The sequence below is a fragment of the Rhizobium sp. ERR 1071 genome, from assembly GCF_007828675.1.
Lineage (GTDB): Bacteria > Pseudomonadota > Alphaproteobacteria > Rhizobiales > Rhizobiaceae > Rhizobium > Rhizobium dioscoreae.
Window position 1 is genome coordinate 678,100 of record NZ_VITM01000003.1, and the last position, 20,790, is coordinate 698,889.

The 20,790-nt window shown below is 61.0% G+C and carries 24 protein-coding genes; 13 read left to right on the forward strand and 11 right to left on the reverse strand.

What is annotated here, in order from left to right:
- Nucleotides 1-36 precede the first annotated feature (36 nt).
- From FBZ99_RS13420 to FBZ99_RS13435, 4 genes are all read left to right on the forward strand, one after another.
- Nucleotides 37-1,698, forward strand: a complete 1,662-nt coding sequence (locus tag FBZ99_RS13420; protein ID WP_145633558.1) for a urocanate hydratase — start codon at nt 37-39, stop codon at nt 1,696-1,698.
- A gap of 68 nt (nt 1,699-1,766) precedes the next feature.
- Nucleotides 1,767-2,441 carry a spermidine synthase gene (locus FBZ99_RS13425; protein ID WP_113329960.1) on the forward strand — a complete coding sequence of 225 codons (675 nt, stop codon included), beginning with the start codon at nt 1,767-1,769 and terminating at the stop codon, nt 2,439-2,441.
- A gap of 65 nt (nt 2,442-2,506) precedes the next feature.
- Entirely contained in the window at nt 2,507-2,749 is a 243-nt protein-coding gene (gene vapB, locus FBZ99_RS13430) for a type II toxin-antitoxin system antitoxin VapB (protein ID WP_113351342.1), read from the forward strand.
- Nucleotides 2,746-3,150 carry a type II toxin-antitoxin system VapC family toxin gene (locus FBZ99_RS13435; protein WP_113351343.1) on the forward strand — a complete coding sequence of 135 codons (405 nt, stop codon included), beginning with the start codon at nt 2,746-2,748 and terminating at the stop codon, nt 3,148-3,150. Before vapB ends, FBZ99_RS13435 begins: the two co-directional genes overlap by 4 nt.
- Here the strand turns inward: FBZ99_RS13435 and FBZ99_RS13440 are convergent.
- The 5 genes from FBZ99_RS13440 to FBZ99_RS13460 form a co-directional block, all read right to left on the reverse strand.
- Complete coding sequence (locus FBZ99_RS13440; RefSeq protein WP_145633561.1) at nt 3,147-3,551, reverse strand: GFA family protein; 405 nt, start codon at nt 3,549-3,551, stop codon at nt 3,147-3,149. The genes FBZ99_RS13435 and FBZ99_RS13440 overlap by 4 nt on opposite strands.
- Nucleotides 3,552-3,556: 5 nt before the next feature.
- Nucleotides 3,557-4,039 (reverse strand): SRPBCC family protein, encoded by a 483-nt coding sequence (locus tag FBZ99_RS13445; RefSeq protein WP_145633565.1) that lies wholly within the window; start codon nt 4,037-4,039, stop codon nt 3,557-3,559.
- On the reverse strand, nt 4,023-4,364 hold the full coding sequence (locus tag FBZ99_RS13450) for an ArsR/SmtB family transcription factor (protein ID WP_113329955.1): 342 nt from the start codon (nt 4,362-4,364) through the stop codon (nt 4,023-4,025). Before FBZ99_RS13450 ends, FBZ99_RS13445 begins: the two co-directional genes overlap by 17 nt.
- A gap of 91 nt (nt 4,365-4,455) precedes the next feature.
- Nucleotides 4,456-4,842, reverse strand: coding sequence for a VOC family protein (locus FBZ99_RS13455; RefSeq protein ID WP_069611110.1), 387 nt, complete (start codon nt 4,840-4,842; stop codon nt 4,456-4,458).
- Between the two features lie 14 nt (nt 4,843-4,856).
- Complete coding sequence (locus FBZ99_RS13460; RefSeq protein ID WP_145633569.1) at nt 4,857-6,140, reverse strand: MFS transporter; 1,284 nt, start codon at nt 6,138-6,140, stop codon at nt 4,857-4,859.
- A gap of 97 nt (nt 6,141-6,237) precedes the next feature.
- Here FBZ99_RS13460 and FBZ99_RS13465 point away from each other — a divergent pair, with 97 nt between their 5' ends.
- Nucleotides 6,238-7,113: a LysR family transcriptional regulator gene (locus FBZ99_RS13465; protein WP_145633572.1), complete on the forward strand. Its 876-nt coding sequence runs from the start codon at nt 6,238-6,240 to the stop codon at nt 7,111-7,113.
- Here the strand turns inward: FBZ99_RS13465 and FBZ99_RS13470 are convergent, their stop codons facing one another.
- On the reverse strand, nt 7,114-8,019 hold the full coding sequence (locus FBZ99_RS13470; RefSeq protein ID WP_145633575.1) for a LysR family transcriptional regulator: 906 nt from the start codon (nt 8,017-8,019) through the stop codon (nt 7,114-7,116).
- Nucleotides 8,020-8,138: 119 nt separating this feature from the next.
- On the opposite strand from FBZ99_RS13470, the gene FBZ99_RS13475 reads away from it, so the two are divergent.
- Nucleotides 8,139-8,903, forward strand: a complete 765-nt coding sequence (locus tag FBZ99_RS13475; RefSeq protein ID WP_145633578.1) for an SDR family oxidoreductase — start codon at nt 8,139-8,141, stop codon at nt 8,901-8,903.
- Between the two features lie 141 nt (nt 8,904-9,044).
- Here the strand turns inward: FBZ99_RS13475 and FBZ99_RS13480 are convergent, their stop codons facing one another.
- Nucleotides 9,045-9,491: a nuclear transport factor 2 family protein gene (locus FBZ99_RS13480; protein WP_186450311.1), complete on the reverse strand. Its 447-nt coding sequence runs from the start codon at nt 9,489-9,491 to the stop codon at nt 9,045-9,047.
- A gap of 236 nt (nt 9,492-9,727) precedes the next feature.
- Here FBZ99_RS13480 and coaBC point away from each other — a divergent pair, with 236 nt between their 5' ends.
- Nucleotides 9,728-10,939, forward strand: a complete 1,212-nt coding sequence (gene coaBC, locus FBZ99_RS13485; protein ID WP_113351352.1) for a bifunctional phosphopantothenoylcysteine decarboxylase/phosphopantothenate--cysteine ligase CoaBC — start codon at nt 9,728-9,730, stop codon at nt 10,937-10,939.
- On the opposite strand, the gene FBZ99_RS13490 is transcribed toward coaBC, so the two are convergent.
- Nucleotides 10,926-11,741, reverse strand: coding sequence for a class II glutamine amidotransferase (locus FBZ99_RS13490; protein ID WP_113351353.1), 816 nt, complete (start codon nt 11,739-11,741; stop codon nt 10,926-10,928). The genes coaBC and FBZ99_RS13490 overlap by 14 nt on opposite strands.
- 659 nt (nt 11,742-12,400) lie before the next feature.
- On the opposite strand from FBZ99_RS13490, the gene otsB reads away from it, so the two are divergent.
- Together otsB and otsA are read left to right on the forward strand one after the other, a co-directional pair.
- On the forward strand, nt 12,401-13,195 hold the full coding sequence (gene otsB, locus FBZ99_RS13495) for a trehalose-phosphatase (protein ID WP_113389997.1): 795 nt from the start codon (nt 12,401-12,403) through the stop codon (nt 13,193-13,195).
- 51 nt (nt 13,196-13,246) lie between these two features.
- Nucleotides 13,247-14,623: an alpha,alpha-trehalose-phosphate synthase (UDP-forming) gene (otsA, locus tag FBZ99_RS13500; RefSeq protein ID WP_113329945.1), complete on the forward strand. Its 1,377-nt coding sequence runs from the start codon at nt 13,247-13,249 to the stop codon at nt 14,621-14,623.
- A 10-nt stretch (nt 14,624-14,633) separates the two neighbouring features.
- Here otsA and FBZ99_RS13505 read toward each other — a convergent pair whose 3' ends face one another.
- Nucleotides 14,634-15,536, reverse strand: coding sequence for a choline sulfate utilization transcriptional regulator (locus FBZ99_RS13505; RefSeq protein ID WP_145633581.1), 903 nt, complete (start codon nt 15,534-15,536; stop codon nt 14,634-14,636).
- A 99-nt stretch (nt 15,537-15,635) separates the two neighbouring features.
- On the opposite strand from FBZ99_RS13505, the gene FBZ99_RS13510 reads away from it, so the two are divergent.
- From FBZ99_RS13510 to FBZ99_RS13520, 3 genes are all read left to right on the forward strand, one after another.
- On the forward strand, nt 15,636-16,583 hold the full coding sequence (locus FBZ99_RS13510; protein ID WP_246661103.1) for a choline ABC transporter substrate-binding protein: 948 nt from the start codon (nt 15,636-15,638) through the stop codon (nt 16,581-16,583).
- Nucleotides 16,584-16,603: 20 nt separating this feature from the next.
- On the forward strand, nt 16,604-18,118 hold the full coding sequence (betC, locus tag FBZ99_RS13515; protein WP_145633584.1) for a choline-sulfatase: 1,515 nt from the start codon (nt 16,604-16,606) through the stop codon (nt 18,116-18,118).
- A 64-nt stretch (nt 18,119-18,182) separates the two neighbouring features.
- Nucleotides 18,183-18,392 (forward strand): TOBE domain-containing protein, encoded by a 210-nt coding sequence (locus FBZ99_RS13520; RefSeq protein ID WP_145633587.1) that lies wholly within the window; start codon nt 18,183-18,185, stop codon nt 18,390-18,392.
- Nucleotides 18,393-18,446: 54 nt separating this feature from the next.
- Here the strand turns inward: FBZ99_RS13520 and tsaA are convergent, their stop codons facing one another.
- Nucleotides 18,447-18,977 (reverse strand): tRNA (N6-threonylcarbamoyladenosine(37)-N6)-methyltransferase TrmO, encoded by a 531-nt coding sequence (gene tsaA, locus FBZ99_RS13525; RefSeq protein ID WP_145633590.1) that lies wholly within the window; start codon nt 18,975-18,977, stop codon nt 18,447-18,449.
- Nucleotides 18,978-19,000: 23 nt separating this feature from the next.
- Nucleotides 19,001-20,026 (reverse strand): iron ABC transporter substrate-binding protein, encoded by a 1,026-nt coding sequence (locus FBZ99_RS13530; RefSeq protein ID WP_113329939.1) that lies wholly within the window; start codon nt 20,024-20,026, stop codon nt 19,001-19,003.
- A 302-nt stretch (nt 20,027-20,328) separates the two neighbouring features.
- Here FBZ99_RS13530 and FBZ99_RS13535 point away from each other — a divergent pair, with 302 nt between their 5' ends.
- Complete coding sequence (locus FBZ99_RS13535; protein WP_113421023.1) at nt 20,329-20,721, forward strand: nuclear transport factor 2 family protein; 393 nt, start codon at nt 20,329-20,331, stop codon at nt 20,719-20,721.
- Nucleotides 20,722-20,790 lie beyond the last annotated feature (69 nt).

A 20,790-nucleotide genomic window follows, 5' to 3' on the forward strand; every position in this document is an offset into this window, starting at 1 on the left:
AGAAGGAGAGACTATCAAACAAGAGGAAAAGCAATCATGCCGAAAGCCAATCCACGTCACCCGAAATTCCCCATTCCGGGCGGGCCGGAGCTGCGTGCCAAGGGCTGGCGACAGGAGGCCCTGTTGCGCCTGCTCGAAAACGTGCTTTCGGTCGGTGAAGATCCCGACAATCTCGTCGTCTACGCCGCCCTCGGCAAGGCAGCGCGCAACTGGGCGGCGCATAAGGGCATCGTCAAGGCGCTGACCGAAATGGATGAGAACCAGACCCTGCTCATCCAATCCGGCAAGCCGATTGGCCTCATCCGCACGCATGACAAGGCGCCGCTCGTTATCATGGCGAACTGCAACATCGTCGGGCAATGGGCGAAGGCGGAAGTCTTCTACGAATTGCAGCGCAAGGGCTTGATCTGTTGGGGTGGCCTGACGGCCGGCGCCTGGCAATATATCGGCAGCCAGGGCGTCATCCAGGGCACCTACGAAATCTTCATGCGAATCGCCGAGCGCCGCTTTGGCGGCGATCTCTTCGGCCGCTTTGTGCTGACGGCGGGTCTCGGCGGAATGGGCGGCGCGCAGCCGCTCGCCGGTCGCATGGCGGGGGCGGCGATCCTCTGCGTCGATATCGATGCCGAGCGCGCGAGGAAGCGCCAGGAAATAGGCTACCTGCAGGAAATCGCTCCGGATCTCGATTCGGCGCTGGCGATGATCGACGCCGCCGTCAAGGAAAAGCGGGCGCTTTCCGTCGGCCTCGTCGGCAATGCCGCCGAAATCTATCCCGAGATTGCGCGGCGCGGCATCGTGCCCGATATAGTTACCGACCAGACCTCGGCCCACGATCTCGTCTATGGTTATGTGCCGAAGGGCATGAGCCTGCAGCAAGTTCGGGATCTCCGCGACGATGGCCAGGGTCAGCTCATGGCTGCAAGCCGCGCCTCGATCGTCGAGCATGTGAAGGCCATGCTGGACTTTCAGAAAAAGGGCTCCGAAGTCTTCGACAACGGCAACCTGATCCGCACACAGGCGAAGGAAGGCGGCGTTGCGAACGCCTTCGATATTCCGATCTTCACCGAAGCCTATCTCAGGCCGCTCTTCTGCCGTGCCATCGGGCCCTTCCGCTGGATGGCGCTTTCAGGCGAGGAAAGCGATATCGCGCGCATCGACGATCTGCTGCTGGAAATGTTCCCGGACAACAAGATCATTACCAACTGGATCAAGCTCGCCCGTCAGCACGTGCCCTTCGAAGGGCTGCCGGCGCGTATCGCGTGGCTCGGCCACGGAGAGCGCACCGCCCTTGCCCTCCGTGTCAATGAGCTTGTGGCAGGCGGAGAGCTGAAGGGGCCGATCGCCTTTTCGCGCGACCATCTCGATGCCGGCGCCATGGCCCATCCGAACATCATGACCGAGCGCATGAAGGACGGCTCCGACGCGATTGCCGACTGGCCGCTGATCGACGCGATGATGCTCTGCTCGTCCATGGCCGATCTCGTCGTCGTCCATTCCGGCGGTGGCGGCTATGCCGGCTATATGACCAGCTGTGGCGTCACCGTCGTCGCCGATGGCACGCAAGCCGCCGACGAACGGCTCGACCACGCGCTGACCAACGACACGGCACTCGGCGTCATGCGTTATGCCGATGCCGGCTATGAGGAAGCGCTTGATGAAGTTGCGAAAAAGGATGTGCCCTATATCCGTTTGGGATAAGCGCGTCTGTTCTTAGCGGCACCGAAAGACTATGGTCCGGGCAATTCAAAATGAGTTGAGAGTTGCCCGTGATCCCCTGGACCTTGCTTGACACTGCGAAAATCCCTGGCGGCGGTGAGCTGCGCCTGAAGCAGCGCGGCCAGGAATTTTCCATCATGCTCGGCACCAACGAGCTGATGAACAGCCGCCTGAGCGGCTCCGAGCGCGCGCTAGCCAGTCTTTCCTGCGAGAAGATCAAGGGCCGGAAGGCGCCGCACATATTGATCGGCGGCCTCGGGATGGGCTTTACCCTGCGCGCTGCCCTCGGCGAACTCGGTGCGGACGCCAAGGTCACGGTCGCGGAACTGGTTCCGGCTGTCGTGACCTGGGCACGCGGGCCGATGGCAACGGTCTTCGACGGCTGCCTCGATGATCCGCGCGTCGCCATTCATGAAGGGGATGTGCGTCCACTCATCCGCGCTCGCAAGGCGGCCTACGACGCCATTCTGCTCGATGTCGACAACGGGCCGGATGGCATCACATCCGAAGCTAATGACGGCCTTTACGATTATCAGGGCCTGAAAGCGGCGCGCGATGCGCTGCGTTCCGGCGGCGTCCTCGCCGTCTGGTCTTCGGGACCCGACGACCGCTTCACACGGCGGCTGCGCGACAGCGGTTTTGCCGCCGAGGTGGTCAATACGCGCGCCAATGGCAAGACAGGCGCGCGCCACGTCATTTGGCTCGCGACAAGATCGGGATCGTGACGCCTCGAATTGAAATCAGACTTGAGATGCTATATATCAATGTCATATCTCAAGGGAGTTATGGCATGGACACCGCAAAGATCTTCTGGTCCGGCCGGTCGCAGGCCGTGCGCTTGCCGAAGGAATTCCGCCTCGACGGCGAGGAAGTGCGCATCCGCCGGCAGGGAAAGGCAATCATTCTGGAGCCGATCCCCGAAGATTGGGACTGGCTGGAAGCCGTAACAGGCCCGATCGATGATGACTTTGTAGAAGCAGCGACCGAGCAACCGGCTGAGCAGCAACGCCCCGAGTTGGATATCTTCAAGTGAAATATCTGCTCGACAGCAATGCCGTCATCGCGCTGATGAAAGGACACCCGGGCTTCGTCAACGAGCTTCGCAGGCACAAGCCGCAGGATTTCGCCATTCCGGCCATCGTCGCACACGAGCTGTTTTATGGTGCCTATAAGGGGCAGCGCGTTTCCGACAATCTGGCACGTGTCGATGCCTTGCAATTCGAGACGCTGGATTTCGATAAGCAAGATGCCCGTGTAGCCGGCGAAATTCGCGCAAGCCTTGCTTCCCTCGGCACACCGATCGGTGCCTACGACGTTTTGATCGCGGGACAAGCGGTCGCCCGCGATCTGATCCTGATAACGCACAATGTCAGAGAATTTGGACGGGTTCAAAAGCTGCGTTTCGAAGACTGGGAGTCCTTGCCGAGCGGCTAAAGATAACGCGTTTCTTCCGGTGCACGATCGAAGCGGTCGTCGCGGCCATCGAAGTAGCCGACGGGAAGCGAGGCGAGTTCCTCATCGGTGGCATCGTCCAGGCAGCTGATGCTGATCGCATAGAACTTGCCGCCGAGTGCGGGATTTTCACCCCAGTTGAAGGAGCTGATGCCGCAAGTCTTGCAGAAGAGATGATGAAGAATGCGCGGGCCGAACTGATATTCGCCAATGCTGTCCTCGCCCGAGGTCAGGCGGAAATCGGCGGGCGTGGCGACAGCCAGCCAATTGCGCTTCTTCTTGCAGATCGAGCAATTGCATTTGAAGGTGCCGCCCTGCAGATCGAGATCGGCTTCGTAAGCGACGGCACCGCAATGGCAGCTTCCGTGATAGGTCTTTTTCATCACTCTCATCCTTCCCTTGAGGTGGCTTCTGCGTAAGCGACATATTTGTCGAGCGCCTGTTCCCAGCCGCCAGTCTGAAGCTTCAGCTCTCTGTCGTCAGGCAATTCGGCCTTTCGGAAGACAAGGCGCGTCTTCTCGCCAAGCTCATGGAATTCCACGGTCACCTGCATCGGATGTTCGGCCCTACCCTCCTGATTTTCCCAGGCGAAGGTGAAGACGAGGCGCTCGGGCGGTACGATCTCCAGATAGCGGCCATGGCTCCAATATTCCCTACCTTCCGGCGTGAGAATGCAGTGCCGCCAGGCGCCCCCTTCCCGCAGGTCGACAAAGATGGATGGCGCCGTCATGTTCTGGGGCGCCCACCAGCGCACCATATGCTCCGGCTCCGTCCAGAGACGAAACAGCAAGTCGCGCGGTGCGGCTATTTCGCGGGTCAGCACGATCTCGCGTAGCGGCCGCATGCTGCCGCCCTCAATTGCTGGGGTCATCCATTCCTCCCTTTTGCAATAGCGCCGCATAGGCTTCCAGGCGATCGAGATTGTCGTTCCAGAACTGCCTGTAGCTTTCCAGCCAGTCATCGACCTGCCGCAGCGGCTTGGGCTCCAGTCGGCAGGGTCGCCATTGCGCTTCCCTTCCCTTCGAAATCAGGCCGGCTCTCTCCAGCACCTTCAGATGCTTGGAAACGGCGACCAGCGACATATCGAAGGGCTCGGCCAGTTCCGAGACGGATGCCTCGCCGGTCGCCAGCCGCGCCAGGATCGCCCGGCGGGTAGGATCGGCAAGGGCCGAGAGGGTTGTGCTCAATGTGTCCATACGACTCAATAAACCATGAAGTTAATTAACTTATTGGTTTAATATATGATACAAACAAATGATGTCAAGAAGGGCTTTCTGACGCCCAATCTCAGGGAATGACGTTGGACACTTCGATCAGGTTTTGATCGGGGTCGCGGAAATAGACCGAGAGAATGGGGCCGGTCGCACCGGTTCGGCGCACCGGGCCTTCCTCAATCGCAACGCCCTCTGCCTGCAAGTGAGCAATGACCTCATCCAGAGGCGTTGTGCTGATGAAGCAAAGATCGGCCGAGCCCGGTGTCGGCCGTTCAGCCTTGGGCTCGAATTCATGTCCGGCGCGATGCAGATTGATCTTCTGATTACTGAAGGTCAGGGCCTTGCGGCCTTCCCCGAAAGTTTCAACGCCCATTCCGAGGACACGGGCATAGAAATCGCAGCTCTCCTCGATGCTCGCGACCGTGAGCACCAGATGATCGAGATGGTCGATGCGGATCATGGCGGCCTCCTGAGTCAACGACGCGCCAGCCTGGCGACGGCAAGAGCGCTGACGAGACAGAGTGCCAGCATGACGAGGATGAAGGCAACCACGGCATTCCAGCCATCGGCAAGCCAGAAATAGCCTCCGACCGAGCCCGCAATGCTGGAGCCGAGATAATAGGCCAGCAGGTAGAGCGAGGAGGCATGGCCCTTGAAGCCATGGGCCAGCCGCCCCACAAGCGCGCTGGCAACGGAATGGGTCATGAAGAAACCGATCGTCACCAGGATGATGCCGAGAATGATCAGCGGCAAGGAGCTGGAAAGCGTCACCGCCGCCCCGAGTGCGGCGATCAGCACGCCCACCGGCAGCACGACGAAATGGCCGATGCGATCACCGAGCAGGCCGGCCGCCCAGGATGCGACGATCCCGAAGAGATAGGCGGTGAAGATCAGGCCCAATTCGGTCTGGCTGAGATCATAGGGGTCAGCGACCAAACGGAAGCCGGCATAGTTATAGACGGTGACGAAGGAGCCCATGACGAGAAAGCCGATGGCAAAGAGCAGCGGCAGCGCGGCATTGCCAAAGTGACAGCTCCAGGCCTTCAGATGGAAGGCCACATCGAAGCCCTTGCGCGGGGTGAAATTGCGCGAAGGCGGCAGGAGATAGAGGAAGCCGACGGCGGCGACAAGGCCGAGAATGCCGACCGCTGCCAATGCCGGCCGCCAGTTCAGATATTCGGCGATCGTACCGGTCACCACGCGCCCGGCCATGCCGCCAAAGGCGTTGCCGGCGATATAGAGGCCCATGGCGCCGCCGAGGCCGCGCGGTTCGATTTCCTCGGCCAGATAGGTCATGGCGACAGCTGGCACGCCGCCCAAGAGAAAGCCCTCAAGAGCGCGGACGGCGAGAAGCATATGCCAGCTTGGCGACACCGCGCAGATGATCGTGCAGACGGCCGCGCCGAGCAGCGAAATGAACATCAGGCTGCGGCGGCCGAGGCTTTCGGAAACGGCGGCTGCGCCGAAGATCGCGAAGGCCAGGAAGCCAGTCGAAAGCGAGAGCGAGAGCGAGCTTGCAGCCGGCGTGACACCGAAATCCTCAGAGAAGATCGGCATCAGCGGCTGGACGCAATAGAGCAGCGAGAAAGTGGCGAAACCGGAGAGAAACAGCCCAATGGTCGCGCGGCGGAAGGCAGGCGTGCCGCGCGTTAGAAACTGGCGGGTCTCGGCCGGCGGCTCGTTCCTGACGAGCGTCAATTCGGGGCGGGAGGGAACTTCGGACGCAGTGGTTTGCTGCTGACTTACGGCGCGAAACATTGGTGGCACCTGACCTTTCTTGCCTGGAATCTAGCCAGACCAGCTCCATTAGTCCAATATATGGAACAGGCGATCTTAATAGCTTTTGGAGATAGCGATGGAATTGCGTCATATCCGCTATTTTCTGGCGCTGGCGGAAGCGGGAAACTTCACCCGCGCGGCGGCCAGTCTCGGCATCGGCCAGCCGCCGCTCAGCCAGCAGATCCGGGACCTGGAAAACGAGGTGGGCGCGCAACTGTTCCATCGCGTGCCGCATGGCGCAGAACTGACGGCTGCCGGCGAGGCTTTTCTGGCCGAGGCGAGGACGGCGATCGATGCTGCGGAAAAGGCGAAGCTCGCGGCCCAGCGCGCCAATCGCGGCGAGATCGGCCGCCTGTCGCTCGGCTTTACCGCCTCCTCCGCCTTCAACACCATCGTCACATCAACCATTCGCGAGTTTCGGCGGCACTGGCCGGAGGTGCGGCTGTCACTCACAGAGATGAACACCAATGCGCTGATGGAGCGGCTGATGCGCGGTGAGATCGACGCGGCATTCATTCGCCCGGGCCTGGAGGATCCGCGGGATGTTCGCCTGAAGCGCTTTGCCGACGAACCGATGCTGATCGCGCTACCGGCCCATCATCCGCTTGCGAAAAAGGAACGCGTGCCGGTTGCGGCGCTCGCGGGCGAGCCCTTCATCCTCTTTCCGCGCATGGTGGGGCTCAGCCTCTATGACGACATTGTCGCTGCATGCCGCGAAGCCGGCTTCGACCTCGTAGTGACGCAGGAGGCGCCGCAGATCCCCTCCGTCGTCAATCTCGTCGCCGCCAATCTCGGCGTTTCCATCGTTCCGGCTTCGATCGCACAAATCAAGCTCGACGGCGTCGCCTATCGGCAAATCGATGGGCCGTCGGTCGTGGCGCGGCTCGGTCTTGCCAGCCTCAAGGCGCAGCGATCACCTGTTATCGCCAACCTCATGAGCCTGATTGCGTAATTATTTGTTCCGCTCCCAATAGGGCGGATCGCCGAACGCTTTTTTCAGATGATCGGCGATGGCGCGCAGCTTGGCCGAGGGATTGCGTCCCTCCGGATGGGCCATGAAGATGAATTCCGGCTCCGGCCGGTAGCCGACATCGATCTCGACAAGCCGCCCGTCCCTCACCGAAGGCGCGGCAATGAAGGCCGGCAGCAAGGCGATACCGAGGCCGGCAATCGCGGCATCGTGGAGGACATCGCCATTGTTGACACCCAGTGCCAGCTTCGCACGAATGACGACGGCGCCCTCTGGTCGCTCGAAACGCCAGTCCGCGACGCCGCGATTCGTGTAGAAAATCCCGCGGTGATCCTCAAGATCGGAGAGCGACGTGGGTTTGCCGTGACGACTGAGATAATCCGGCGAGGCCACGAGAAGGCGGCGGCTGCGGGCGAGCTTCCAGGCGATGAGGCGCGAGTCGGCGATCAGGCCGTGGCGAATGATCGCATCATAGCCATCCGAGGCGGCATCGACGCGACGGTCGTCGAGATCGAGCGTCAGCTCGATCTCTGGATGATCGGCGAGAAACGGATAGAGGGCCGGCCCCAGATGCAGGCGGCCGAAGGTGACGGGTGCGGCAATGCGCAGAGGCCCCATCAGCGTGCCGCGCCGCTCGGCAAGATCGGCCGCCGCCTCGCGCACCTCCTGCGCGATGCGTGTGGCGCGCTGCAGGAAAGCGGTGCCATCTTCCGTCAGGGTCAGCTTGCGGGTCGTGCGGTGAAGCAGGGTTGCCCCCAATGCTTTCTCCATTTCCGACAAGCGCTCGCTGACCACGGATTTCGACAGGCGCAGGCGCCGCGCCGCCTCGCTGATCGAGCCGGCCTCGGCTACAGTTACGAACGTCACGATCCCGTCGATCTTCAGCATCGTTCGGAAACTCCGAATTCGAATTCCTCTTTTTGAAGACTAATCCGAACGATCGAAAAAGGCCATCTTCCTCGTATCGGACAAACCGAAAGACACGTCCTTACACAGGAGATGGAACAATGAACCGCTTGAATGGAAAAGTCGCAATCGTCACCGGCGCCAGTTCCGGCATCGGCCGCGTCACGGCAAAGCTCTTTGCCGCCGAAGGCGCAAAGGTTGTCGTCGGCGCTCGCCGTGTTGCGGAGCTGGAAAGCCTTGCCGCCGAGATCAAGGCGGCCGGCGGAGAAGCAGCCGTCTTGGCCGGCGATGTGCGCTCAGAAGACTATCACAAGGCGCTGGTCACCCTTGCAGTCGAGCGTTACGGCAAGCTTGATATCGCCTTCAACAATGCCGGCACGCTCGGCGAGGCCCGTCCCAGCACCGAGGTTTCGGAGGCAGGCTTTTCCGAAGCGCTGGCGATCAACCTCACCGCGTCCTTCCTAGCCGCCAAGCACCAAATCGGCGAAATGATCAAGCACGGCGGTGGTTCCGTGATTTTCACGTCGACCTTTGTCGGCCACACGGTCAGCTTCCCGGGCGTCGCCGCCTATGCCGCCAGCAAATCCGGCCTGATCGGCCTGACGCAAACGCTCGCCGCCGAATTCGGCCCGCAGAATGTCCGCGTCAATGCCGTCCTGCCAGGTGCGGTCGATACCGATATGTATCGCGATATGAACGACACGGCCGAAAAGCAGGCTTTCATCACCAACCTGCATGCGCTGAAGCGCGTCGCCGGCCCGGAAGAGATCGCTCGCTCGGTCCTTTATCTCGCCTCCGATGACGCAAGCTTCGTGAGCGGCACGGCATCGCTCGTCGACGGCGGCCTGTCGATCACGCGTACCTGACCGAGTGTTTTGCCGACACAATGATCGCGCCGGCAGCTTCGGAACGCGGACGTAATCCCGCAACATAGGAAATGGTTGCGGGATCAGGTCGCTCGAATGCTTTGAACGAGCCGCGGATTCTATTTCCCACGGCCTTTCCGCTCAGAACATCGTATTGCTGTTCTTCGAGGTCTCGGGGATCGGCTGCACCGAGTCCCAATGTTCCTGGATCTTGTTGTCCTCGAGGCGGAAGATATCGACGATGGCGCTGCCGCGGTCGCCCGGCTGGCGAATGGCGTGGACGCGCAGGATCACATAATCGCCATCGACCATCACGCGCTTGATCTCGCTCTTCGACTGCGGATAGTTTTTCTTTAGGTACTCCAGGAAACCGCGCAGGCCTTCGGGGCCATCGGCGGCAAGAGGATTATGCTGGATGTACTTGCCGAGATACCTGGAAGCCGCGTCGAAATCCTTGTCGTTTAGCGCCTTCTGGTAGAAGTCCAGAACGATTTCCTTGTTCTTCTGCTCCTGTGGTGAATAGGCACGCTCGGCAAAGGCCGGCATGGCGGCAGCCATGATTGGCAGGGCGATGACCGCGACTTTCATCAGTTTCAAAGCGTTGCTCCTTTGGTCGTTAACACGTTCACTTTCGTCGAGGGCGAAGATGCCCGCAAATGACAAGTCGGTGATGCCGGCGTGATCATTGGCTGCAAATAGCCAAAAATCCGATCGCCCGCATCGCAATCACCGACACGCCGAGCTCGATGGAAGCACGCGGCGATTGCCTATGACACACCAAAGGCTTAGGCTTGTCGGCAAAAGAACAGGCGACGGGTTCAGGCATGGTTCTCGCAGGAAAGCGCATCCTTCTCATTATCTCCGGCGGTATCGCGGCCTATAAAAGCCTCGATCTCATCCGCCGGCTGCGCGAGCGCGGCGCAAGCGTCCGGCCGGTCATGACGGCTGGTGCGCAGCAGTTCATCACGCCGCTTGCCGTCGGCGCGCTGGCCGCCGACCATGTCTTCACCGATCTGTTTTCGCGAGAGGACGAGCAAGATGTCGGCCATATCAGGCTGGCGCGCGACTGTGATCTCGTGCTGATCGCGCCGGCGACTGCCGATCTGCTCGCCAAGATGGCGAACGGGCTGGCCGACGATCTCGCCTCGACCATATTGCTCGCCACCGACCGGGCAGTCCTCGCAGCCCCCGCGATGAACCCGAAGATGTGGGCCCATCCCGCCACCAGGCGCAACGTCGAAACTCTACGCAGCGACGGCATCGCCTTCGTCGGTCCTATGACCGGCGAAATGGCCGAGAGCGGCGAGAGCGGCGCTGGCCGGATGGCGGAGCCGCTCGATATCGTCGCCGCCGTCGAGCGTCGGCTGGATGACGGCACCAAGCCGCTTGCCGGCAGGAAGGCGGTCGTCACCTCCGGGCCGACGCATGAACCGATCGATCCCGTGCGCTACATCGCCAACCGCTCGTCAGGACGGCAGGGCCATGCCATCGCAGCGGCGCTTGCTGCGCTCGGCGCCGATGTCACGCTCGTCTCCGGCCCGGTCACCATACCCGATCCGGTCGGTCTCAACGTGATCCACGTCGAACGGGCAGACGAGATGCGCGATGCCGTTCTGGCTGCTCTGCCGGCCGATATCGCCGTCATGGTGGCCGCGGTCGCGGACTGGCGCGTCGCTTCCGCTTCCGATCAGAAGATCAAGAAGCATCCAGGCGAATCGATCCCAACGCTGGCGCTCACCGAAAATCCGGACATATTGAAAACCGTCGGCCATCATACACAGCGGCCGAAACTCGTCATCGGCTTTGCGGCCGAAACCCAGGATGTCGAGAGCAATGCCCGTGCGAAGTTGGAGCGCAAGGGCGCCGACTTCATCGTCGCCAACGACGTCTCGCCCGCAACCGGCATCATGGGCGGCACGCGCAATCGCGTGAAGATTATCAGCCATCACGGCGTCGAGCAGTGGCCGGATCTCGACAAGGATGAGGTGGCGGTGCGGCTGGCGGCGCTGATATCGGAACAGCTCAAGCAGGAATAGCAGCCGGCGTCCGGATCTCTCCGGCGGCATGCTCTTCCGGCTGGAAGGGCGTGACATGGACGCCCGTATCGTCGATCAGAACGGCGCTGCCATCGGGGATCTCGCGCCAGGCATCGACATCGTCGTTCAGCGGCTCCGACACGAGGCAATAGCCTGACCCGACCGGAGAGGCATACAGCGTCGGCGCCTTGCGATCGGTCGCATAGCGGATGGCGTAGAGCGACTTACCGTCGGAGAAGGCCGCCGTGAAGCGCACCAGTACCGAACCCGTCAGATGCAGCGACAGGCCTTCGACGAAGCCGATGGTCTGCGCGATCGCCGCGGTCGGATTTGTCATGAGACCGAGTTGCATCGCCAACAGGAACAGGAGCTCGGAATCGGTGGTGCCGCTGCGGGCATGGAACAGCCGGTCGTCGAGCATGGCTTCCATCGGCCGGCGCAGGCGGTCGAAATTGGAAATCTGGCCGTTGTGCTGGAATGACCAGTTCTCGAAAACAAAGGGATGGCAATTGTCGCGGCGTGTGCCGCCGCCTGTGGCAGCACGGACGTGGGCGAGGAAGAGCGGCGAACGGATCTGCCGCGCCAGGCTCTTCAGATTGCAATCGGACCAGGCCGGCAGGATATCGCGGTAACGGCCCGGTTCCGGCCGATCGCCATACCAGGCGATGCCGAAGCCGTCACCATTGGTCGCCGTCTTGGCGCGCGTGGCGCAATGGGATTGTTCGATCAGGGAGTGGGCGGGCGAAGACACCAGCTCCTCCAGATAGAGGGGGTCTCCACGATAGGCTGCCCAGCGACACATGCGTCTTCTACTCCGATTCCCGCTGTCTTTCTGTCCCGCGGGAGAATGGCAAATCCAGAGCGTGATGCCGAAAAGTGTAGGCGGTTTTCGGACGACATCACGCTCTACTTCTTCGATTCCAGAGCGGCTCAGATTTTAGGTCGAGCCGACCTAAAATCATCCGGCTCTAGGACGATTGTTTATGCGGAATGGGTAATAAAGTCTTAATTTTCCATCCCGTGCAGCGCAAGATGACAGATATTTGACGCTTCGTCCGTTCACGTTTCGCATCGCAACATTTTCTTCGTGAAGGCCGCTACGGCAGGGCTCTGCTCGAGATGCGGCGGGCAACACATTTCACTGCGACAATAAGTGTGAAGCTCCCCGAGGCCGTGCCTCTTGCATCAAGTCAAATTTGAGCTACGTTAAGCTTGTCTGAAACGTAACGAAAGGAAGGTGATCCAATGTCTAGTGAGATTTCGGTCTTTGTATACGGCATGGAAATGGTTGTGAGCGTTGCGAGGCAGCCCTCGCTCTGATCAACACCTTCCCGAAGCGTTCGCCGCTTCAGGCCAGTTACGGGCCAAAGCTCATGGGGGGTCGCTTAAGGCGGCCCCTTTTGATTTTGAGCTGTTATTTTTTGCCTTGCCAAACGAGAAGAGCGCCTTAGCTAACCCAGCATGTCTTCTCAGGAACAGCCCGAACAGGGTGAAGCCAAACAGAGGCCGCTGAACGAGCCGGCCCTTACCGCACTCTCATTGTATCCGCAGGACTGGGCCTTGTTCCTCGATATTGACGGAACCCTGCTCGATCTCGCCGAAAGGCCGGAAGCGATCGTCGTGCCCGACTATCTGCCCGGCACGCTGCATGCGCTCTCTCGTCAGCTTGGAGGCGCGCTCGCCTTGGTGACGGGCCGCGCCATCGAATTCGTCGATCCCCTTTTTGCCCCATTCCGCTTTCCCGTCGCCGGCTTGCATGGCGCGGAACGCCGCGATGCGGCGGGACGGCTGCGGCGCGCGCATATTCCGCCTGCCTTCCAGGAGATGAAGCAGGTCATTCGGCACGAAGCGCTCGCCTGGCCCGGCGCCATTGTCGAGGACAAGGGGGCTGCGGTCGCGGTTCACTTTCGGCACGCACCCGCATACGAGGCCGAAATCGGCGAAGTCATGCAACGCCATCTGGAGGAAGCCGGTCCCGACTGGAACCTTCAGCGCGGCAAGATGGTCCTTGAAATCTGCCCTTCCCACGCCAGCAAGGGACATGCCGTCGAGGCGTTTCTTGCCGAAACGCCTTTCGAGGGGCGCCGCCCGGTCGCGATCGGCGACGACGTGACCGACGAGACGATGTTTGCCGCCGCCAACCGTCTCGGCGGCCAATCCGTGCGCATCGGCGATGCCAACGGAAAAACGCTTGCGCGTGCATCCATTGGCTCGCCTGCGCGTTTAAGAGACGTGCTGGGAACACTCGTCAAGTAATCCGTCGATCACATCGACACCGATCCCAGCCTTCTCGAAAGGAAGTTACCGTTGAGTCGTCTCATCATCGTTTCCAACCGCGTTTCCGTGCCCGATCACAAGGGCGCAGCAGCTGCGGGCGGCCTTGCCGTGGCGTTGCAGGCAGCCCTTGCCGAGCGCGGCGGCATCTGGATGGGCTGGTCCGGCAAATCGAGCGGCGACGTCGAGCCTGAGCCGCTGCAGATGACGCAGGACGGCAACATCACCTATGCGCTGACCGATCTTACCCAGACCGATGTCGAGGAATATTATCAGGGCTTTGCCAACCGCGTGCTCTGGCCGATCTGTCATTACCGGCTCGATCTCGCCGAATATGCCCGCAAGGAAATGACCGGCTATTTCCGCGTCAACCGCTTCTTTGCCCACCGGCTCGCACCGCTGATCGAACCTGACGACATTATTTGGGTGCACGACTATCATCTCATTCCACTGGCGGCAGAGCTGCGGCAGATGGGCTTGAAGAACCGCATCGGCTTCTTCCTGCACATTCCCTGGCCGCCGGCGGACGTCGTGCTTGCCATGCCGGTGCATGAGGAGATCATGCGTGGCCTTTCTTCCTACGACCTGCTCGGTTTTCAGACGGACCATGATCTTGAGAACTTTGCAGGTTGCCTGAAGCGCGAGGGAATGGGCATCGAGAAAAGCCCCGGCCATTTCAGCGCGCACGGTCATGACTTTCGCGGCGGCGCCTATTCGATCGGCATCGAGACGGCGGGCTTTGCCGAATTCGCCCGCAGGGCCGCGTCGCATAGCATGGTGCAGAAGGTGCGGCAAAGCATTGAAGGCCGCGACCTGATCCTCGGCGTCGACCGGCTCGATTATTCCAAGGGCATCACGCAGCGCATCGATGCCTTCGAGCGCTTCATTACCAACAATCCCGCGCATCGGCGCAGCGTCACCTATCTGCAGATCACGCCGAAATCTCGCTCGGAAGTGCCGGAATATGAGGCGATGCAGCACGCGGTCGCCGAACAGGCCGGCCGGGTCAACGGTGCGATCGGCACGGTCGACTGGGTGCCGATCCGCTACATCAACCGCTCGATCAGCCGCCCGATCCTGGCCGGCCTCTACCGGCTTGCGAAGGTTGGGCTGGTGACTCCCTTGCGCGACGGCATGAATCTGGTCGCCAAGGAATATGTCGCGGCGCAAGACCCGGACAATCCCGGCGTGCTGGTGCTATCCCGCTTTGCCGGGGCGGCGCGCAAGCTAAAAGGTGCTCTGCTGGTCAACCCCTATGATGTCGACGGCACCGCCAATGCGCTGGCGCGCGCCATCAACATGCCGCTGCAGGAGCGGCAGGAACGCTGGCGCGGCATGATGGATTATCTGCTTGAAAATGACGTATCGCGCTGGTGCGAGACGTTTCTTGCCGATCTTACGGCGGAATAGAGCATAATGATCATCCGGCGGCGGCTTCGGTGAGCAGCCATTGCGCCAGCCGCTCCGCCTGCGGGTTCGCGGCGGCCGGCGGCAGCAGCCAATAACCGCGCTCCGGCGCCTCCAGCATCGGGCCGGCCGTCACTAGCGTCCGGGCGGCAAGCAGAGAATCGACAAGGCCCATCCAGCCAATGGCAACGCCCTGCTCGCTGAGCGCTGCCTGCACAACCAGCGAATAGGTGTTGAAGCGCAGATCGCCGCGGCCGGCATAGGCGTCGCGGGCAATGCCGAAGGCAGAAAGATAGCTTTCCCAGTCGAACCAGGGCGATGGCATCTCCGAATCGAGATGGACGAGCGTGGTGCCTGCGAGCTGCGAGGGATCGGTGAACGGGCCGTGACGCTCCGCGAAACCCCTGGTACAGATCGGCACGACCTTTTCCGGCAAAAGCAAGGTGGCGGCGGGACCGAATTCGCTGCGCGTGCCGAAGAAGACGGCGATATCGCCACTTTCCGGCGCGCCACGATCCAGCCGCTGTGTGGCGACGATCTGGATATCCACTTCTGGGTGAAGCAACCGGAACGCATGCATGCGCGGAATGAGCCACAGCGCGGAAAAAGCATAATCCGTGCGCAGGCGAACGGATGGCCGTTCCGCCTCGGCGCGGAAACTGCGCACCAGATGGTCGACGCTGCCGACGGATTTTTCGACGATCTCGAACAGGCGCTGCCCTTCCGGCGAGAGCACAACGCCGCGATGCTGGCGGCGAAACAGGGGCACACCCATCTGCTCCTCGATGCGGCGGATCTGATAGCTGACGGCCGGTTGCGTCAGGCCAAGCGCTGCAGCGGCGCCGGAGAGGCTGCCGGAGCGGCCCACTTCCAGGAATATCCGCAGCCAACCGAGATCGACAAAACGTTCAGCCATAAAATTTCCTTTTGGCATCTATCGAAAAATGCCTGCTTCACAGCGGCGACTCTAGTGATGTTCAATAAAATAATCCAATAACAAGAGGGAACTTTCGTCATGCGCATGTCTGCAATGGGCCGGCTCGCCGCCGGCGCTCTTCTTTCCGTCCTTTCCCTTGCCGGCATCGCCCGGGCTGATGGCGACAGCTGCAAGACGATCCACCTTTCGGACCCCGGCTGGACCGATATCACCTCGACCAACGGCGTGACCGGCGTGCTCTTAACCGCGCTCGGCTACGAGCCCGACATCAAGACGCTCTCCGTGCCCATCGGCTACCAGGCGATGAAGACAGGCGAGATCGACGTTTTCCTCGGCAACTGGATGCCGGCGCAGAAGGCCTTCGTCGACGATCTCAACAAGGCGAAGGCAGCCGAAGTGCTAAACCGTAACCTTCAGGGCGCGAAGTTCACGCTCGCCGTCCCTACCTACGTCGCCGACAAGGGCATCAAAGACTTTTCCGACCTGCAGAAGTATGGCGACGATTTCGGCCGCAAGATCTACGGCATCGAGCCGGGCGCGCCCGCGAATGCCAATATCCAGAAGATGATCGACGCTAACGACTTCGGCCTGAAGGGTTGGGAACTGGTGGAATCGAGCGAGCAGGCCATGCTGTCGCAAGTGGAGCGCGCATCGAAGGACAAGCAGGCGATCGTCTTCCTCGCCTGGGCGCCGCATCCGATGAACGAGCGCTTCAAGATTGCCTATCTTTCCGGTGGCGATGCCTATTTCGGCGCGAATTACGGCGGCGCCGAGGTCTACACGCTGGCGCGCACCGGCTGGTCGGCGCAATGCCCGAACGCCGCCAAGCTCTTCCATAACCTAACCTTCGACATCGGCATGGAGAATTCGCTGATGGGATCGATCCTCGGCGGCGAGAGCGCCAAGGACGCGGGCACTGCCTGGCTGAAGGCGCATCCGGACGCCTTGACGCCCTGGCTTTCCGGCGTCACCACTATCGACGGCAAGCCTGGCCTCGAGGCCGTCAAAGCCGCCATCGGCCTCTGACCCGCAAGAAAGACATCTGCATGTCCCGCCCAAACATCCTTATCCTCATGGTCGATCAGTTCAACGGGACGTTCTTCCCCGACGGCCCGGCCGAGTTCCTGCATGCGCCGGTCCTGAAGGCCCTGGCGAAGCGCTCCGTTCGCTTTGCCAATAGCTATACGGCAAGCCCGCTCTGCGCGCCGGCACGCGCCTCCTTCATGTCCGGTCAACTGCCGAGTCGTACGCGCGTCTATGACAATGCCGCCGAATTCTGCTCGGACATTCCGACGTTCGCCCACCATCTGCGCGCCGCCGGCTACCAGACAGCACTCTCTGGCAAGATGCATTTCGTCGGTCCGGATCAGATGCACGGTTTCGAGGAGCGGCTGACGACGGACATCTACCCCGCCGATTTCGGCTGGACGCCGGACTATACGAAGCCCGGCGAGCGCATTGACTGGTGGTATCACAATCTCGGTTCCGTGACCGGGGCAGGTGTCGCCGAGATCAGCAACCAGATGGAATATGACGACGAGGTTGCTTATCACGCGACCCGCAAGCTCTACGACCTCTCTCGCCGCCAAGACGAAAGGCCATGGTGCCTGACGGTCAGCTTCACGCATCCGCACGACCCCTATGTCGCGCGCCGCCGCTTCTGGGATCTCTATGAAGATTGCCCGGCGCTCGATCCCGAAGTCGGCGAAATTCCATTCGAGCAACAGGACTCGCATTCACAGCGGCTGATGAAGGCCTGCGACCACACCGCCTTCGACATCACGCCGGAACAGATCCGCCGGGCACGCCGCGGCTATTTCGCCAATATCTCCTATGTCGACGAAAAGATCGGCGAAATATTGGACACGCTCGAGCGCGGCCGCATGGCCGACAACACGATCATCCTCTTCGTCTCCGACCACGGCGACATGCTCGGCGAGCGCGGCCTGTGGTTCAAGATGAACTTCTTCGAAGGATCGGCCCGCGTGCCGCTGATGATCGCAGCCCCCGGCTGGCAACCGAAGCGGATCGACCATCCAGTTTCGACGCTCGACGTGACGCCGACGCTTGCCGCCCTTGCCGGGATCGACATCGCATCGCTGCACCGCTGGACCGATGGCGAGGACTTGACGCCGCTGGCTCTTGGAACCGGAGGCCGCAGTCCCGTGCCGATGGAATATGCCGCGGAAGGCTCGGAAGCACCGCTGGTGGCCTTACGCGACGGCAATTACAAGCTGACCCTTTGCGAGAAGGATCCACCCATGCTCTTCGACATCGACGCGGACCCGAAGGAGCTGACCAATCTGGCAGGCGACCCGGCCTATACGGAAACGCTGGAGAGACTGACGGCGCAGGCCATGGCCCGCTGGGATCTTTCAAGTTTCGACGCTGCCGTGCGCGAGAGCCAAGCACGGCGATGGGTCGTCTACACGGCGCTTCGCAACGGCGCCTACTACCCCTGGGATTATCAGCCGCTGCAAAAGGCTTCGGAGCGCTACATGCGCAACCATATGGACCTCAACGTGCTGGAGGAAAACCAGCGCTATCCGCGCGGCGAATAGGATTTCGATGGCCCGTCGCCGGAGACGACGATATTGTCGCGCCGGTCACAAGGGAGAAACATCCATGAAAATCAGTGCTAGAAACCGCCTCAAGGGCAAGATCGTTGAAATCACCAAGGGCGCGACGACGGCGCATGTCCGCATCGATATCGGCAACGGCTCGATCGTCACCTCCTCGATCACCAACGAGGCTGTCGACGAGTTGGGCCTGACGGTAGGCTCCTCAGCCTATGCCGTGATCAAGGCGTCTGACGTGATGGTTGCAGTCGACTAAAGCAATTGCAGGATAAGTGCGCAGCGGTTTTCCGTCAGGAATTGCGTGAAACAATTAAGCATCGCGCTTCTGGCAGTAATGCACCGTCTCGCCGTCGCCGGTCTGGAAATCTCCGGGCTGTGGCGGCGCGATCGGTTTGAACAGAGTGCGATCCGGCTTCAGATCGAGTAGCGGCGTACCATCAAGACAATCGAGGCCACGCACCAGCAGCGCGGCACCTTCGACGGCTTCCAATTTGACGATAGAGGTGCCGATGGGGTTCGGCCGTACTGGCGAGCGCAGCGAAAAAGTGCCGTGTACCTTGCCGTTGCTAGCCGGGCTCTGCAGCACGAGATCCCGGCGAGACCGATCCAGCCAATAGAGAACCTCCAGCCGCTCGAAAACATCCACGCCCTTCAACGCTGCCACCCAGGGCTCGAAGATCTCGATCCGGCAGATCGGGCCGTCGTGCCGACCCTGACGCGGCGTTTCCATGCGCGATGTCCAGGGCGTCGAAATGCGCCCGATGAAGATAAGACCGGCATCCGAGGCTGCGGGCGGCTCGACAGCCACCTCGTTTTCGCGAATTTCGTTCTCCCGGACCATGAACGCCTTCCTTATCAGAGTGGTTACTTCATGCCCTTCAGCAATGCCGCCAGCTGATCGTCGGTCAGATCGACTTGGTAGAACAGCTTGTAGAATTCCTTCACATCGTCGGAAAAATCGCTGCGGAAGAGCTTCGGATAGAGCAACTTCTCCATCCAGCGCACGCCGAGCAGCCGGTTGACGCCGGGCGGGGAATCGAACCAGCCGAAAGGCAGAGACGGCGGTACGAAGATCTTGCCGTCCTTGACAGCCTTGATGCCGGCCCATTGCGGGTCGCTCTTCACCGAAGCGGCAAAGGCAGGGCTCTCGGCGATGATGATATCTGGGTTCCAGCCGGCGACCTGCTGCGGCGTCACCTTGGCGAGGCCACCCTTGCCGGCAGCGGCGGCGACATTCATCGTGCCAACGGCATCGAGGATCTCGAGATTGATCGAGCCGGAAAGCCCGGTTTCGAGGCCATCGGCACCACGGCCATAATAGACGCGTGGTCGTGGATCGTTCGGCAGCGTCGCGAGCTTGTCGTTCAGATCCTTGATCGCTGAATCGGCATAGTCGGCAAGCTTGTTCGCACGGTCCTCGACACCGATCAGTGCTCCGACGTCGCGAAGCGTATCGGCCGTGCGGGCAAAGCTGCCATCCACAAGGATATACGGAATGTGCGTTTCCGATTGCACCTTGTCGGCGAGCGCCTTGTAGGTCGGGTCGACCGTGCCGGCATCGAGAATGATGTCCGGCTTGGCATCGATGACTGCCTGCGTGCTGATCGTGCCGTCCTTGCCCGTCAGGCGCCCGATTGTCGGCAGCGACCGCACCGATGGCGTCAGATAGGCCTTGGCGGCATCATCAGGGGCATGAACCCAACCCACCAGTTTTTCGGGCGCCAGCACATAGACCAGCGCTGTTGCCGGCGGCCCGGCCACCAGAATGCGGTTGATCTTATCCGGCACAGATACCGTGCGTCCGGCCGCATCGGTGATGATTCGCGCCTCGGCTGCGACCGGCATCAGACCGACAACGGCCAGAGCAAGAACCGCAAGAAATTTCATCATGAAAGCTGCTCGTTCTGATCGAGGGGACCTCGGGGCGGCACTATGGCATAGCGCTATATCGGATGGAACATCGCGATGGCACTATTCCAAAATGAAACGCATCCGAACCAATCACCTCGACTTGAGAGCTCATGGACCATGCTTTCATTACATCGCATGTAATTGAGAACGGCATCCGTCTCGGGGTATCTAACGACCACCTTCTTGCAGGAAGAGCTTTTCAGCCCTTCAACGAAAGAAAGCCTTCCGGGATGACGTCGATGGCCACGACATCATTCCAAAGGCAGGCTTAGGAGAATTCCATGACGACCATGTCATTCACCAAGACGGAAGCCCCGCAATGGCTGCTCGCCTTCTGGCGCGAAATCGACGACAAGACCTTCGGCGAAGGCTTTGATTGTCTCGCGGAAGACGCCACATGCAATCTCGGCATTGCCGATTGGAAGGGACGCGAAACCATTCGCCGGAATTTGCGCGCCTTCATCGACACCGGTTTCACGGCATTGCATGATGTCACCGAATATTGGGACGCCGGATCGCTCAAGGTGTTCCGAGGAACCGTCACAATGAGCCCGAATGATCGCACGCAGGCGGTGGTCAAGCCGGTCATGACGCACTTCTTTTACATGGATGAGGCAGATCCGACGAAAGTGCGCCACTGGTACGGTTCGGTCGGACCTGTTGCCTTCTCATAAGAACTGAGGCTGGCGGGGATGTCGAATACAGCCCCGCCATACCAAACGGACGAAGCGAGGCTTTGCAGG

What these genes read in the sequence shown, in the direction of transcription:
- FBZ99_RS13420 (WP_145633558.1), top strand. Translation starts at nt 37, where the DNA reads ATGCCGAAAGCCAATCCACGTCACCCGAAATTCCCCATTCCGGGCGGG.
- vapB (WP_113351342.1), top strand. Translation starts at nt 2,507, where the DNA reads ATGGACACCGCAAAGATCTTCTGGTCCGGCCGGTCGCAGGCCGTGCGC.
- FBZ99_RS13440 (WP_145633561.1), bottom strand. Translation starts at nt 3,551, where the DNA reads ATGAAAAAGACCTATCACGGAAGCTGCCATTGCGGTGCCGTCGCTTAC.
- FBZ99_RS13445 (WP_145633565.1), bottom strand. Translation starts at nt 4,039, where the DNA reads ATGACCCCAGCAATTGAGGGCGGCAGCATGCGGCCGCTACGCGAGATC.
- FBZ99_RS13450 (WP_113329955.1), bottom strand. Translation starts at nt 4,364, where the DNA reads ATGGACACATTGAGCACAACCCTCTCGGCCCTTGCCGATCCTACCCGC.
- FBZ99_RS13455 (WP_069611110.1), bottom strand. Translation starts at nt 4,842, where the DNA reads ATGATCCGCATCGACCATCTCGATCATCTGGTGCTCACGGTCGCGAGC.
- FBZ99_RS13460 (WP_145633569.1), bottom strand. Translation starts at nt 6,140, where the DNA reads ATGTTTCGCGCCGTAAGTCAGCAGCAAACCACTGCGTCCGAAGTTCCC.
- FBZ99_RS13465 (WP_145633572.1), top strand. Translation starts at nt 6,238, where the DNA reads ATGGAATTGCGTCATATCCGCTATTTTCTGGCGCTGGCGGAAGCGGGA.
- FBZ99_RS13470 (WP_145633575.1), bottom strand. Translation starts at nt 8,019, where the DNA reads ATGCTGAAGATCGACGGGATCGTGACGTTCGTAACTGTAGCCGAGGCC.
- FBZ99_RS13475 (WP_145633578.1), top strand. Translation starts at nt 8,139, where the DNA reads ATGAACCGCTTGAATGGAAAAGTCGCAATCGTCACCGGCGCCAGTTCC.
- FBZ99_RS13480 (WP_186450311.1), bottom strand. Translation starts at nt 9,491, where the DNA reads ATGAAAGTCGCGGTCATCGCCCTGCCAATCATGGCTGCCGCCATGCCG.
- coaBC (WP_113351352.1), top strand. Translation starts at nt 9,728, where the DNA reads ATGGTTCTCGCAGGAAAGCGCATCCTTCTCATTATCTCCGGCGGTATC.
- FBZ99_RS13490 (WP_113351353.1), bottom strand. Translation starts at nt 11,741, where the DNA reads ATGTGTCGCTGGGCAGCCTATCGTGGAGACCCCCTCTATCTGGAGGAG.
- otsB (WP_113389997.1), top strand. Translation starts at nt 12,401, where the DNA reads ATGTCTTCTCAGGAACAGCCCGAACAGGGTGAAGCCAAACAGAGGCCG.
- FBZ99_RS13505 (WP_145633581.1), bottom strand. Translation starts at nt 15,536, where the DNA reads ATGGCTGAACGTTTTGTCGATCTCGGTTGGCTGCGGATATTCCTGGAA.
- FBZ99_RS13510 (WP_246661103.1), top strand. Translation starts at nt 15,636, where the DNA reads ATGCGCATGTCTGCAATGGGCCGGCTCGCCGCCGGCGCTCTTCTTTCC.
- betC (WP_145633584.1), top strand. Translation starts at nt 16,604, where the DNA reads ATGTCCCGCCCAAACATCCTTATCCTCATGGTCGATCAGTTCAACGGG.
- FBZ99_RS13520 (WP_145633587.1), top strand. Translation starts at nt 18,183, where the DNA reads ATGAAAATCAGTGCTAGAAACCGCCTCAAGGGCAAGATCGTTGAAATC.
- tsaA (WP_145633590.1), bottom strand. Translation starts at nt 18,977, where the DNA reads ATGGTCCGGGAGAACGAAATTCGCGAAAACGAGGTGGCTGTCGAGCCG.
- FBZ99_RS13530 (WP_113329939.1), bottom strand. Translation starts at nt 20,026, where the DNA reads ATGATGAAATTTCTTGCGGTTCTTGCTCTGGCCGTTGTCGGTCTGATG.
- FBZ99_RS13535 (WP_113421023.1), top strand. Translation starts at nt 20,329, where the DNA reads ATGACGACCATGTCATTCACCAAGACGGAAGCCCCGCAATGGCTGCTC.